At 72.1% G+C, this 13,085-nt stretch carries 11 protein-coding genes; 6 read left to right on the top strand and 5 right to left on the bottom strand.

The window, feature by feature from the left end; genetic code table 11:
* Positions 1-3: 3 nt before the first annotated feature.
* Both AC07EJ_RS22240 and AC07EJ_RS22235 read left to right on the top strand, forming a co-directional pair.
* Positions 4-1,341 carry an MFS transporter gene (locus tag AC07EJ_RS22240; RefSeq protein WP_389485243.1) on the top strand — a complete coding sequence of 446 codons (1,338 nt, stop codon included), beginning with the start codon at positions 4-6 and terminating at the stop codon, positions 1,339-1,341.
* A 57-nt stretch (positions 1,342-1,398) separates the two neighbouring features.
* On the top strand, positions 1,399-3,051 hold the full coding sequence (locus AC07EJ_RS22235) for an amidohydrolase (RefSeq protein ID WP_389485241.1): 1,653 nt from the start codon (positions 1,399-1,401) through the stop codon (positions 3,049-3,051).
* Positions 3,052-3,067: 16 nt separating this feature from the next.
* Here AC07EJ_RS22235 and AC07EJ_RS22230 read toward each other — a convergent pair whose 3' ends face one another.
* The gene (locus tag AC07EJ_RS22230) at positions 3,068-3,742 is read right to left on the bottom strand and encodes a TetR/AcrR family transcriptional regulator (RefSeq protein ID WP_389485240.1); all 675 of its coding nucleotides are present in this window, start codon (positions 3,740-3,742) and stop codon (positions 3,068-3,070) included.
* A gap of 70 nt (positions 3,743-3,812) precedes the next feature.
* Here AC07EJ_RS22230 and AC07EJ_RS22225 point away from each other — a divergent pair, with 70 nt between their 5' ends.
* Complete coding sequence (locus AC07EJ_RS22225; RefSeq protein WP_389485237.1) at positions 3,813-5,249, top strand: purine-cytosine permease family protein; 1,437 nt, start codon at positions 3,813-3,815, stop codon at positions 5,247-5,249.
* 71 nt (positions 5,250-5,320) lie between these two features.
* Here the strand turns inward: AC07EJ_RS22225 and AC07EJ_RS22220 are convergent, their stop codons facing one another.
* The 3 genes from AC07EJ_RS22220 to cynR all read right to left on the bottom strand — a co-directional run bounded on the left by AC07EJ_RS22220 (position 5,321) and on the right by cynR (position 9,076).
* Entirely contained in the window at positions 5,321-6,982 is a 1,662-nt protein-coding gene (locus tag AC07EJ_RS22220; RefSeq protein WP_478884788.1) for an FAD-dependent oxidoreductase, read from the bottom strand.
* A gap of 19 nt (positions 6,983-7,001) precedes the next feature.
* The gene (locus AC07EJ_RS22215) at positions 7,002-7,916 is read right to left on the bottom strand and encodes an AurF N-oxygenase family protein (protein WP_393581892.1); all 915 of its coding nucleotides are present in this window, start codon (positions 7,914-7,916) and stop codon (positions 7,002-7,004) included.
* Between the two features lie 251 nt (positions 7,917-8,167).
* A complete protein-coding gene (gene cynR, locus AC07EJ_RS22210; protein ID WP_478884787.1) occupies positions 8,168-9,076 on the bottom strand; it encodes a transcriptional regulator CynR in 909 nt (302 codons plus the stop codon).
* A 135-nt stretch (positions 9,077-9,211) separates the two neighbouring features.
* Here cynR and AC07EJ_RS22205 point away from each other — a divergent pair, with 135 nt between their 5' ends.
* From AC07EJ_RS22205 to AC07EJ_RS22195, 3 genes are all read left to right on the top strand, one after another.
* The gene (locus AC07EJ_RS22205) at positions 9,212-9,811 is read left to right on the top strand and encodes a carbonic anhydrase (RefSeq protein ID WP_389485229.1); all 600 of its coding nucleotides are present in this window, start codon (positions 9,212-9,214) and stop codon (positions 9,809-9,811) included.
* A gap of 53 nt (positions 9,812-9,864) precedes the next feature.
* Entirely contained in the window at positions 9,865-10,335 is a 471-nt protein-coding gene (gene cynS, locus AC07EJ_RS22200; protein WP_478884786.1) for a cyanase, read from the top strand.
* Positions 10,336-10,462: 127 nt separating this feature from the next.
* Complete coding sequence (locus tag AC07EJ_RS22195) at positions 10,463-10,960, top strand: nucleoside deaminase (RefSeq protein ID WP_383884118.1); 498 nt, start codon at positions 10,463-10,465, stop codon at positions 10,958-10,960.
* Between the two features lie 18 nt (positions 10,961-10,978).
* Here the strand turns inward: AC07EJ_RS22195 and AC07EJ_RS22190 are convergent, their stop codons facing one another.
* Complete coding sequence (locus AC07EJ_RS22190; protein ID WP_478884785.1) at positions 10,979-13,027, bottom strand: ATP-binding protein; 2,049 nt, start codon at positions 13,025-13,027, stop codon at positions 10,979-10,981.
* Between the last annotated feature and the right edge of the window lie 58 nt (positions 13,028-13,085).

Raw genomic sequence — 13,085 nt, 5'->3', positions numbered from 1 at the left:
TCCATGAACGTCCCCCGTCCCACCCCTGCCGCCGGGGACGCCCGCGCCGTGCGCCGGGCCCGCCGCGCCGGTCTCGCCTCGTTCGTCGGCACCACGATCGAGTGGTACGACTTCTACATCTACGGAACGGCGTCCGCGCTCGTCTTCGGCAAGCTGTTCTTCCCCGGAGTGTCACCGGCGGCCGGTGTGCTCGCGTCCTTCGCCACGTTCTGGGTCGGCTTCCTCGCCCGGCCGCTGGGAGGCATCGTCTTCGGTCACTTCGGCGACCGCATGGGCCGCAAGGGCACCTTGGTGACCACCCTGCTGATGATGGGCGCCGCCACCTTCCTCGTCGGCGTGCTGCCCACCCATGCGCAGATCGGGGTCGCCGCACCGTTCCTGCTGGCGCTGCTGCGCGCCGTCCAGGGCATCGCCGTGGGCGGCGAGTGGGGCGGCGCCGTCCTGATGGCGTCGGAGAGCGCGCCGAAGGGCCGGGCGTCCCGCTTCGCGATGCTCGTCCAGCAGGGCTCGCCGGCCGGGGCGATCCTGGCCACGCTCGTCTTCCTGGCCGCGGGCACGCTCGACGACGCGGCCTTCGCCGCCTGGGGCTGGAGGCTGCCCTTCCTGCTGTCGGGGGCGCTCGTCGTGGTCGGCCTCGTGATCCGCCTGAAGGTCGAGGAGTCGGACGACTTCGAGCGGGTCAAGGAGAGCGGCGACGTGGTGAAGCTCCCCCTCGCCGAGGTGCTGCGCACCGCCTGGCGCACCGTGCTGCTCGGCATCGGCGCCTCGATCATGGGCATCTCCGCCGCGTACTTCACCAACACGTTCGTGCTCTCCTGGACCACCAACGAGCTGCACATGAACCGGCAGACGATGCTGTACGTCCTGCTCGGCGTCTCCGTGATGCAGTTCCTGTGGCAGCCCGCCGCGGCACTCGTCTCCGAGCGGGTCGGCGAGGCCCGGTTCATGGTGTGCTCGCTGCTCGCCAACGTCGTCGCAGCCGTCCCGATGTTCCTGCTGATCAGCACGGCACGCCCGGCCCTGGTCCTCCTGGGCATCGCGCTCGCCGTCGTCAGCGGCTCCGGCTACTACGCCGTCCTCGCGGGATTCCTCGCCCGCGCCTTCCCCTCGCGGGTCCGCTACACCGGCATCTCCCTGTCGTACCAGCTCTGTTCGACGATCGTCGGGGGCACGACGCCGCTGGTGGCCCAGGCACTTCTGACGTCCGGCGGCGGCTCCATCTGGCCCGTCGTCGCGTTCTACGCACTCCTGCTGCTGGTCACCACGGCGTGCGTCGCCGCTCTTGCCCGGTCCACCGGTCGCCGCGCACCTCAGGCGCGGCCCGTTCCGGCGGCCGTCTGACACCGCCGCACCCTCCACCCCGGCCGCCACACCCCCCTCACCAAGGAGTTGACCACCGTGCGCTTCGACACCGTGTTCCGCAACGGGCGTTTCACCACGCTCGACCCCGACCGCCCCACCGCGCACACGATCGGCGTGCTCGGGGGCCGGATCGCCGCCCTCGACGACGAGGTGCGGGGCTGCACCGCCGACACGGTCGTCGACCTCGGCGGCGCGCACGCCGTGCCCGGCTTCAACGACGCGCACCACCACCTCAGCCTGGTGGGCAAGGGCCTGCGCGAACTCGACCTCTCGTACGAAGCGGCGCCCGGCCTCGACGCGTTGTACGCGGCGGTGGCCGAGCGGGCCGCCACGCTGCCCGCCGGCGCCTGGGTCCTGGGCGCGGGCTACGACCAGAACAAGATCGGCGCTCATCCGACCGCCGCAGCTCTCGACCGGGCCGCCCAGGGGCGTCCCGTCTGGCTGGTGCACACCTCGCACCACATGGCGGTGGCCAGCACGGAGGCGTTCGCGCGGGCAGGGTTCACCGATCTCCGCGCCCTGCCCGACGTCCCGGGCGGTCACGTCGAACGCGACGCGGCCGGACGGGCCGAGGGCCTGCTCCAGGAGACGGCGATGCACCTGGTCGAGCGCGTGCTCCGTCCGGAGCCCGCCGAGGAGTGGATCGCCAACATCGCGGCCGGGTCGCAGGCGGCCCTCGCGACGGGACTGACCAGCGTGACCGAGCCGGGCATCGGCGTCGTCGACGGAATCGGCAACGGCCCCGCCGATCTGGACGCCTACATGCGCGCACGGGAACGGGGTCTGCTCGGTGTCCGGATGACCCTCATGCCGTACATCACCGCACTGCACGACTGCGGCGCCTTCGAGCCGAACTCCTCCTGGTACGGGCTCGATCTCGGCCTGCGCACCGGGTTCGGGGACGAGTGGCTGCGCATCGGGCCGACGAAGATGATGTCCGACGGTTCGCTGATCGGCCGGTCGGCGGCGATGTGCTGCGACTATCACGACTCACCCGGCAACAAGGGTCTTCTCCAGCACGAGCCCGAGCAGATCCGCCGGTACATCGCCGAGGCCCACCGGTGCGGCTGGCAGATCGCCACGCACGCCATCGGTGACGCCGCCCTGGACGTCGTCCTCGACGCGTACGCGGACGCGCAGCTCCGGTATCCGAGAGCCGACGTGCGACACCGGGTCGAGCACGCGGCGGTGACGAGCGAGGCGCAGGTCGCCCGGATCGCGGAGCTCGGCCTGCTCCCCGTACCGCAGGGCCGGTTCCTCTCGGAGATCGGCGACGGGCTGCTCGCCGCGCTCGGTCCCGAGCGGGGGCAACTCGCCTACCGCATGCGGTCGTTCCTGGACGCGGGTGTGGTGCTGCCCGGTTCCACGGACGCGCCCGTGGTCGCCGGCGACCCGCTCCTGAGCATCCACGACATGGTCAACCGGCGTACGGCCACGGGCGCGCCGATCGCCCCGCACGAGGCGGTGACCGCGAGGGAGGCCCTGTGCGCGTACACGATCGGCTCCGCCTACGCGGTCCACGAGGAGCACGTCAAGGGAAGCCTGACCCGTGGGATGCTCGCCGACTTCGCGGTCCTCAGCGGCGATCTGCTCGGCGTCGCCCCCGAGCGCATCGGCGAGCTGACGGTGGGGGCGACCGTCGTCGGCGGGCGGGTCGCCCATGACGCCGGGGCCCTGAAGGTCTCGTGAGCGGCCCGGGGTGCCGTCAGTCGCGCTCGGCTCCCGGTTCTTCGCGCAGGGGCCGGGCCGCCATCAGTTCGGCGAGCGTCCCGGTGGGCACGGCGAGTTCGCGTTCCGCGGTGGTGACGGCCATGGCTGCCACCGCCGGGGAATGGTCGGTGCGTTCCGTGTTGGCTTGGGCGCCGAGCCCGTCCAGGACCACGAGGATCTGGATCGCGGTCACCTCGGGGTCCTCGGTGCGGAAGACTCCGGCGGCCACTCCGTCGCGGATGAGCTGGATCAGGCGTTCGCGCCACCGGGCCTCCTGGTGGTCCACCCGGTCGCGCAGCCTGTCGCGGTAGCGGCTCAGGTGCCTGGCGTTGAGCCACAGCCGGCTCATGCCGTCGTAGCGGTCCCCCGCGGTCAGGAGGAAGAAGCGGGCCAGGTCCTCCAGCGCCTCGCCCTCGGGCCGGTCGGCGGGGATCAGCTCGTCCAGCTCGGCCGTCGCCGCCACACCGAAGGCCTCGGCGACGAGGTCCTCCGCGACCGGGAAGTAGTGGCTGATCAGGCCGGGGCGCACCGCGAGCTCGTCGGCGACCCGGCGCATCGTGATGCATTCGAGGCCCTCCTCGAGCGCGATGGCCGCGGCGGCGGCCACGATCTCGGCGCGGCGGGCCTCGGGATTCTTCCGCACCCGTTTCGGCCGAGTGCTTGACGGCACCCTCTGCTCACTATTGGATTCGTGGCCAATAGACAAGTCGGCTCCCGTGCTCGCCTGTTCGGAGGACTGCATGGCTCCCACGATCCCAGACCCCTCGGCGCCTACCGCCGCACCCCCCGCCGACCAGGCCGGGCGCGTGGAGGCGCACGGCATCGACTTCATCCCCGAGGCCGAGCGGCACGGCCGCGCCCGCGAGTTGTTCGCCGTGTGGGCCGCGCCCAACGTCAGCTACCTCAGCCTCGTGGTCGGCGGCGCGCTGATCCTCATGGGTCTCAGCCTCTGGCAGGCGCTGGCGGTGATCGCGGTGGGCAACCTGTGCTGGGCGTTCGTCGGACTCGTCGCCGTGAGCGGGCCCGCGGCCGGCACCCCGAGCCAGGTGATCATGCGCGCGATGTTCGGCGTGCGGGGCAACCGGGCGAACATCGCCCTGACCGGCTGGTTCGTATCCGTCTGCTATCTGGCCATCAGCTGGGCCGCGGCCTCGCTCTCCGCCTTCAGCCTCGTCGACAAGGCCGGCATCGCCGTCACGACAGGAGTCAAGGTCGTCGTCATCGTGGCGCTCGCCGCGGCGACGCTCGCCATCAGCGTCTACGGCCACGCCACCATCGTGAAGCTCTACCTCCCGTTCACCCTGGCCCTGACTGCGGTCTTCGTCGTCCTGGCCGGCTACGTCCTCGGCCACGTCGACTGGGGCTACGCGCCCGAACACCCGCTCCACGGAACGGAGTTGTGGGCCGTGGTGATGGGCGGCATCACACTCGTCGCCTCCGCGCCGCTCTCGTACAGCAACAGCGCCGACTTCGCCCGCTACCTGCCCCGCACCACCTCGCCGGGAGCGATCGCCGGGTGGACCGCACTCGGCGCCTACGTGCCCGGCGTCCTGTTCACCGCGCTCGGCGCCCTCGCGGGAACCGCGCTCGACATGTCCGACCCGCAGACCGCTCTCGAAACCATCCTGCCGGCCTGGTTCAAGCCTGCCTTCCTGCTGGCCGTCATCCTCGGCGCGATCTGCAACAACGCCATGACCGCCTACAGTTCCGGCCTCGCACTGCAGTCGATAGGCGTCCGGATCCGCAGGTCCCGCAGCGTCGCCCTCGACGGAGCCCTCGGTGTGGCGCTGACGCTGTACGCGCTGCTCGTCTCCAACTTCCTCGACACGGTGAACAACATGCTCGAACTCATGGTGGCGCTGATGGGCCCGAGCATCGCCATCTACGCGACCGACATCCTGTGGCGCCGCAACCGCTACGACGGCAGGGAACTGACCGACGAGTCCCGGGGCAGCGCGTTCTGGTACACAGGCGGTGTCAACTGGGCCGGGGTGACCGCCCTGGTGGTCGCCACCGCCGTCGCCTCCCAGTGCGTCAACACGCAGATGTACACCGGGCCGATCGCTCGGGCGGCAGGCGGCACGGACCTCTCGCTGCCGGTCGGGATCCTGGTCTCCGCGGCCGTGTACCTCGCCATGATGCGCGCGCCGCGCCCAGCCGCGGCCGGGCGCGGGTGACCGGGGACACCACCGCAGGGCATGCCGACGCCCGGAGCCTCCAAGTGCCGCGCCGGGCCGGCCTGTTCACCTCACCTGAGCAGGCGTCTGCTCCTCGCGCTCGCCACGAGCTCGTCGACCGTGGCCAGCTTGACCCGTGGCCGGCCGGCCTCGCGGCCCCGCGCGGCCTCGGCCCGTTCGATCGCCACCAGGCCCTTCGCGTCGAGGACACGCCGGTTGCGGCGCCTGGCCAGCCGGTGGAAGGCCTTGGGTGCGTGCGGTGGCGTCGGCAGCGCGCCGGAGACTGCGTCGGCCAGCAGCGTGGCGACCGTCTCGGCCGCGCAGGTGCGGTTGGCGCCGATGCCGCCGCTGGGGCCGCGCTTGATCCAGCCCACGACGTACGTTCCGGGCATGCCGGTGACGCGTCCGCCCTCGTGCGGGACGGTGCCGGTGGCCTCGTCGAAGGGGAGGCCGCGAAGCGGTCCTCCGCGGTAGCCGATCGCGCGCAGCACCATGCCCGCCGCGATCACCCGCTCCCCCGACGCCCCTTCGGTGCGCACGGCTTCGACCTGTTCGGATCCGAGCAGCTCGACCGGCGAGCTGTGGAAGCGCAGGACGATGCGCCGCCCGGGCGGCGGTGGCACGTCCCCGTCGAAGGAGCCGCGGGGAACGCCGCGCAGGACGGCGGCTCTGTCGTGGGGACCGGCCGCGTCGATGGCCGCGCCGATCAGAGGATCGTGGTCGTCGACGAGCAGTTGGAGACCCGGCACGTGCTTGAGCGCGAGCAGCTCCGACGTGGTGTACGCGGCGTCCTCGGGACCGCGGCGGCCGAGCAGGACCACTTCGCGTACCGAGCTCGCGCGCAGCGCCTTCAGTGCGTGGTCGGCGATGTCGGTGCGGGCGAGGGTGTCCGGGTCGGCGAGCAGGATCCGGGCGACGTCGAGGGCGACGTTTCCGTTGCCGACGACCACGACGCGTTCGGCGGAGAGGTCGATCGCGTCGTGCGCCACGTCCGGATGGGCGTTGTACCAGGCGACGAAGGTGCGGGCCGAGATGCTGCCGGTGAGGTCCTCGCCCGGGACGGACAGGCTGCGGTCGGCGGCGGCACCGACGGCGTAGACGACCGCGTCGTGGTGCTCGGCCAGCTCCTGCGGGGTGACGTCCTCGCCCACTTCGAGGCCCAGGTGCATGCGTACCCGGTGATGGGTGTGGAACCGGGCGAAGGTCTCGCCGACCTTCTTGGTGGCGGGGTGATCGGGCGCCACGCCGTAACGCACGAGGCCGCCGGCCACCGGCAGCCGGTCGATGAGGGTCACCTCGGCGTTGGTGTGCAGGAGCAGGTCCTGCACCGCGTACATCCCGGCCGGTCCGGTGCCGACGACGGCGATCTTGAGGGGCGCCAGGTCGGACGGCAGGACGCGCGGGAACGAAGGGCCGCCCCACGCATGGAGGTTGGGGCCGTCCTCGACCGCGCCCGTACCCGAATGCGTAGGCCCGTCCCTGTCTTCGAAGTACGCGGCGTTGATCGCGGCGTACTCCTGCTGAGACGGGGACAGGCGGTCCACCGGGAAGATCGCGTCGACCGGGCACGCGTCGGCGCACGCGCCGCAGTCGATGCAGGACACCGGGTCGATGTGCAGCATCTCCGTGCTGTCGAACGCCCGCTCCTCGGGAGTGGGGTGGATGCAGTTGACCGGGCAGACGGCGACACAGGTCGCGTCGCTGCAGCAGGTCTGGGTGATGGCGTACGTCATGTCGTCAACTCGCGTCGGCTCAGATGAGGTTGGCACGCTTGTAGAACGCCAGCGCCGGCTTGGTGAGCAGCCGGGCGGAGGCCAGGAACTCCATGAGGCCCGAGCAGCTCGCACGCATCATGGACTTGTGGTGCTCGTTGGCCCCGGCCTCGGCCACGGCGCGCCGCACGTCGAGTCCGGCGCTCTCGTAGACCTGCCGGCGGACCATGCTCGTCACGATGAAGTAGGACGCGGTCGCGACCAGGAAAGCGTTGATGTGCCGGCGGATCCGGCCCGCGCCCGCGAGGCGCTTGCGCGTCTGGTCGCGGGCGAACTTCATGTGCCGTGACTCCTCGACGACATGGATGTTGTTGATCGTGCGGACGAACGGCACGACCCGCTCGTCGCGCATCCAGTCGCGCTGCATGACGTCGAGGACCTCCTCGGCCACCAGGATCGCGGCGTACGCCGCCTCCCCGAAGGCGAGCGTCTTGAAGACGCGGCCGAGTTCGATGACGAGCCGGTGCGGCCGGTAGGCCGGCGCCCCCAGCTTCTCGGCGCCGCGGGCGAACATGATCGAGTGGCGGCACTCCTCGGCGACCTCGGTGAGCGCCCACTGGAAGTCGGCGCTCGTGGGGTCCTTGGCGTACATGTCGCGCAGCACCATCTGCTGAAGGATCATCTCGAACCAGATGCCGGTGCTGGCCACCGACGCGGCTTCCTGTCGCGTCAGTTCCCTGCGCTGTTCCTCGGTCAGCTCCGCCCAGTACGCGGTGCCGTAGAGCGTGCTCCACTCCGGGCTCGCGCCGTGGAAGTCCTTGTCCAGCGGCGTCTCCCAGTCCACCTCGGTCGCCGGGTCGTACGCCAGCACGGCGGCCGACTCCAGCAGTCGCCGCGAGACGCCGCGCTCGTCGGGGAGTTCGTGCGAGTCCGGCCGAACAGTGCTGCTTGCCATGCTGCGGCTCCTTGGATCAGACGTGTGCGTTCCTGTCGGTGCGCTGCCGTGTCCGTCGCGGCCCGTCGGCGCGGCGCCGCCTGCCGGCTCCGCGGGCTGCGCGAAGACACCAGGTCAGCACGGTTGGACGGGGGCTCCGCAGAGGCCACCCGCCCTCTTGTTAGACGGACCGTATAACAAGGGGGCACCTTGGCCTACCCCCCGGTAAGTAGCGGGCCACGACCCCGTGCACCCCGCCGGTGGCGACGCGGTCACGCCTGCCGGTAGCCGCGATCCTGGACCAGGCCGCGCGCGACGCGGGCGAAAGCGCGCGCGGCCGCGCTCTCATAGGCACTCTCCCTGCGCAGGAGCACGGCGGTGCGGGTCGGCAGCGGCGGGTCGAGAGCGACGGGCCGCAGGTGCGGGTGGTCCTCGGCGATGGCGTCGGGAAGCACGGTGGCCAGCAGACGGGAGCGGCGCACGATCTCGGTGAGCGCCAGAATGCTGTTGGCCTCGACGGCGACCGTCGGATCGACGCGGTGCGCGGCGAGATAGTCGTCGATGTAACCCCGCGTCGCGAAATCTCCGCTGAGCAATGCGAGTTGGCGGTCCGACAGATCGCGTACGGGCAGCGGCCGGTCGCCCCGGGCCGCATGGCCGTCGGCGCTCACGACGAGGCTCAGGTGTTCGGTGAACAGCGCCGTGGCGGCGATACCCGCCTGATGCACCCCCTCGAAGGCGATCCCGAGGTCGAGTTCGTCGGCGAGCAGGCTTGCCTCGATGCGATCCTGCGTCATCTCCCGTACGTCCACAGTGATTCCCGGATGCCGACTGCGCAGCGCGTCCACCAGCGGGCCGATGAGGTAGACGGTGAATGTCGGCGTCATGGCCAGGCGGAGGTGACCTCGCGAGAGGTCCGCGACGTCGAGCACGGCGCGGTCGGCGGCCGCCAGGTCCCTCAGGACTCGCTTCGCGTAGTACACGTACGCCTCGCCCGCGTCGGTGGGACGCACGGTCCGGCCGCTGCGGTCGAGGAGCTGGGCGCCGACGACCCGCTCCATCTGTTTGATCTGCTGCGACAGCGTCGGCTGGGAGATGCGCAGCTCCTCGGCGGCGCGGGTGAAGTTGCCGTGCTCGGCCACCGCGATGAGATAGCGGAGATGACGAAGTTCGGGGCCCATGTTCCGACTATAGGCCGGGCCATAGACGCCATCGATAGGAGTCATGGTCATTGCGTCTTGGACGCTATAGGTGCTGGTCATGCATGGTGGATCTCGTCAGCCCGACGGGCCGGCAGTCATCGAAGGGAGTGACCCGTGCAGGACCTCTCGGACGGACTCGCGCGATTTCGCCGCGACGTCTTTCCCGCGAAGGCGGGGCTCTTCGCCCGCCTGGCCACCACCCACCGCCCGAGGACGCTGTTCATCGGCTGCTCGGACGCCCGCGTGGTCCCCGAACTGATCACGCAGAGCGAGCCCGGGGAGCTGTTCGTCGTCCGCACCGCGGGCAATCTGGTCCCGGCCTATGCGTCGGACCCCGACGGCGTCGCGGCGAGCATCGAGTACGCCGTCGCCGTGCTGCACGTGAGCGACATCGTCGTCTGCGGCCACTCCGCCTGCGGGGCGATGACCGCCCTGGCCGAGGGGCACGACCTCAGCGCGGCGCCGGTCGTCTCCCGGTGGCTGCGGCACGCGGACGCCGCCCGGGCGCGGGTCGCCGCGGCCCCGGCCGCACCAGGCCCCGCCAGGGTCGCCGCCCTGGTGCGGGCGAACGTGGCCGCGCAGTTGCAGAACCTCGCCACCCACCCCTCCGTGGCCCGTGCGCTGACCGACGGAACGCTCACCCTGCACGGCTGGGTGTTCGACATCGCCACCGGCGGCGTCGACCCGGTCGACGCCGCCGCGGTCGCGGCCTGACCGCACCGACCGGACCCACACACCGATCCCCCGACCCCGAAGAGGAACTCCCCATGCCGCACGCCCAGTTCGACCCCACCGCCCGCGAGGCCCTCACCGTCACCGCCGTCGAGGCCAAGACCCGCAAGGATCTGACCTGGCAGCAGATCGCCGACGCCGCCGGGCTGTCGCCGGCCTTCGTCACCGCGGCCGTGCTCGGCCAGCACGCCCTGCCGCAGACGTCCGCCGAGGCCGTCGCGGAACTCCTCGGTCTCGACGACGACGCGGCCCTCCTGCTCCAGACCATCCCGACGCGCGGCTCGATCCCCGGCGGCATTCCGACCGACCCGACCATCTACCGCTTCTACGAGATGCTCCAGGTGTACGGCACCACCCTCAAGGCCCTCGTCCACGAGCAGTTCGGGGACGGCATCATCAGCGCGATCAACTTCAAGCTCGACGTGAAGAAGGTCGCCGACCCCGAGGGCGGTGAGCGCGCCGTGATCACTCTCGACGGCAAGTACCTCCCCACGAAGCCTTTCTGAGTCTTCGTCAGCGCCTGACAGCCACCCGCACGCGGGCCGGAGCCCGACCCGGCTCCGGCCCGCCGCGCCCCGGCCCGCGCAGCGCCGCCTGCGCCCGGTCGGTCACGCAACTCCCCGGAGGACCCCCATGGACTTCGCCCAGCGCACCATCGACCTCGCCCGCCGGAACGTCGAAGAGGGCGGGCGCCCCTTCGCCACCGTCATCGTCAGGGACGGCGAGATCCTCGCCGAGAGCCCCAACATGGTGGCCCAGACCTCCGACCCGACCGCGCACGCGGAGATCCTCGCCATCCGCGAGGCCTGCCGCAGGCTCGGCACCGAGCACCTGGTCGGCGCCAGCATCTACGTACTCGCCCACCCCTGTCCGATGTGCCTGGGCTCGCTGTACTACTGCTCCCCCGACGAGGTCGTCTTCCTCACCACCCGCGACGCCTACGAGCCGCACTACGTCGACGACCGCAAGTTCTTCGAGCTCGACACCTTCTACGGCGAGTTCGCCAAGGACTACACCGAGCGGCGCCTGCCCATGCGGCACGAGCCGCGGGACAACGCCGTCGAGGTGTACCGGCTGTGGCAGGAGCGCAACGGCGGCAGCCGCCGGGTTCCCGGCGCGCCGACGGCCTGAGTCCGGCCGCACGCCGACTCACCCCGGGACGCCGTTGCCGACCTGCGCCGGTAGCGCGAACGCGGTGCACCCCTGTGGCACATCTGCCGTCGGCAGGCCGCCGCGGCTCCCCCGGTCGATGTCGGCGATCAGGTCCCGCAGCGCGGCGCAGCCGTGCGGTGGCGGCAACCGGCCGTCCAGCGCGGCGAGCGCGCGGTGCGCACGCTGCCGGGCCCTGCCGGTGCGGCCTTCGCTGCGGTCGACGAAGGCCTGGGCGTACTGGGCGACGAGACAGGCCCAGGCGTCGCCGCGGATGCCGGGCTGGCGCAGGGCGCGACGTGCGCTCCTGCGCGCCTCCCGCGGCGAGTGCGCCGCCTGGGCCACGGCGAGAGCGGCCATGCTCACCGCGGGCGGCGGACCGCCCGGGGCGTGCGGCGGGATCGTGTCCGCCGCCTCCTTGAACTGCTCGGTGGCCCGTTCGAGGTCGCCCTCGTGGAGCGCCAGCACGCCCTGGACGTGCGCGATCCGGCCGACGGTCGCGTCGTCCCCCGCCAGGACCGCGGCCGGCCAGGCGTGCTGGAGCAGTTCGTTCGCTCCGTACGGGTCGCCGTACGCCGTGAGCCAGGCCGCGAGGCACAGGCCGCGCGCGATCAGGAGGGTGTCCAAGCGGCACATCGGGAGCAACCGCAGCAGATGGCGGCGCCCCTCGTCGACGGCGTCGTGGACCGCCCACCAGAACCACAGGTTCAGGACGGACTCCAGGGCCGCCACGGCGAGTTCGGGCTCCCGGGGCGCGTACTCGAGCATGGCCCTGAGCCCTTCGGCCTCGTCCAGGACGAGCCGTACGGCCTGCGGCTGGCTGCCGAGGTTCCACAGGTTCTCCGCCAGCGCGGCCACCCGGTGGAAGTGGATCGCGCGGCGTTCGGCGGCGACCTCGAACTCCCTTGCCTCACGCAGGCGTTCACCGCCGAAGTCGTGGGCGACGGGGGTCATGCGGTAGCGGGGTTCGCGGATGCCTCCGGGGTCCCGTACCGGAGTCAGGACGCCGACCGCGGCGAGGCGGGCCAGGCATGCGGGCACCCGGGACGGCTCGAGGCCGCCGCCGGCGCAGACGAACGCCGCCGTCGACTCGTCGAAGTCTCCGGCCAGGATGCCGGCGCGGGCCCACACGATCCGCTCGTCGCGGTCGCACAGCACGTAGGCCGCGGCGACGGCGTCCCTCAGCGACCGGTGGCGGGGAGCCGCCATGTCCGGTGCGCTCAGCCAGCACTGGTGTTCCTCCAGCCGGTCCGCGACCTCCTTCACGCTGCTCCTGGCGGCCTGCACCGCGGCCAGCTCGACCGCGAGCGGAAGCCCGCCCACGGACCGGCAGATGTCCGCCGCCGAGCTCAGGTCCGCATCCTCGGTGTCGAAAGCGGCGCCCGCCCGGTCCAGGAACCGGTCCAGGAACAGTTCGACGGCAGGCGCGGTCCCCTGGTCGTCGGCGGGCTCGGTGCTGAGCGGCGCGAGGCGCAGCACGGCCTCGTCGCCGAGTCCGAGGGGCCGGCGCGCGGTCACCAGGACGCGCAGCGTCGGTACGAACTCCAGCAGCGTCTGCACCATGCCCACGCACTCGGCATGGACCGGATCGACATCGTCGAGGAAGAGCAGCACGTCAGCTGCGCGCAATCGGTCCGCGAGGGCGCCGCCACCTGCCGCGCCGCGCCGCCCGCGCATCCCGGCCGCCGCCTCCATGACGGCCGCGGCCAGTGAGTCGTCGGGCACGTCCGGGACAGGACCGGGCCCGGGACCGGCGTCCGCACCGACACCAGGACCAGCGCCCTGCCCGCCCTGCCCACCCTCCGGCCAGCGGACCGACAGGATGCGCGGCCCTGTCCCCTGCGGGCCGATGCCGGCGAGCGCGTCCGCGGCGAGCCGGCTCTTGCCCACGCCCACCTCGCCGGCCACCGTCACCAGCCGGTGGTCCTCCAGGAGCGTGCGCAGGGTCTGCGACTCCCGCTCCCGGCCCACCAGAGGACCGGGCGCCGGTCCGCGGTTCTCCGGCGACGGCGTGCTGTCGCCGCCCTCGTGTGTCCACACGTCCGCCATGCTCCGCACATTCCTGCCCCTCGTCCGTCGGCAGCCGCCGCCGTCCGTAGCCCGCGCC

It is taken from the genome of Streptomyces sp. NPDC045026, assembly GCF_056432625.1.
This window is presented reverse-complemented; position numbering and strand designations above follow the sequence as displayed.

Bases quoted from the DNA above. Each gene is read 5' to 3' on its own strand.
- AC07EJ_RS22240 (WP_389485243.1), top strand. From the start codon at position 4: ATGAACGTCCCCCGTCCCACCCCTGCCGCCGGGGACGCCCGCGCCGTG.
- AC07EJ_RS22225 (WP_389485237.1), top strand. From the start codon at position 3,813: ATGGCTCCCACGATCCCAGACCCCTCGGCGCCTACCGCCGCACCCCCC.
- AC07EJ_RS22220 (WP_478884788.1), bottom strand. From the start codon at position 6,982: ATGACGTACGCCATCACCCAGACCTGCTGCAGCGACGCGACCTGTGTC.
- AC07EJ_RS22215 (WP_393581892.1), bottom strand. From the start codon at position 7,916: ATGGCAAGCAGCACTGTTCGGCCGGACTCGCACGAACTCCCCGACGAG.
- cynR (WP_478884787.1), bottom strand. From the start codon at position 9,076: ATGGGCCCCGAACTTCGTCATCTCCGCTATCTCATCGCGGTGGCCGAG.
- cynS (WP_478884786.1), top strand. From the start codon at position 9,865: ATGCCGCACGCCCAGTTCGACCCCACCGCCCGCGAGGCCCTCACCGTC.
- AC07EJ_RS22195 (WP_383884118.1), top strand. From the start codon at position 10,463: ATGGACTTCGCCCAGCGCACCATCGACCTCGCCCGCCGGAACGTCGAA.
- AC07EJ_RS22190 (WP_478884785.1), bottom strand. From the start codon at position 13,027: ATGGCGGACGTGTGGACACACGAGGGCGGCGACAGCACGCCGTCGCCG.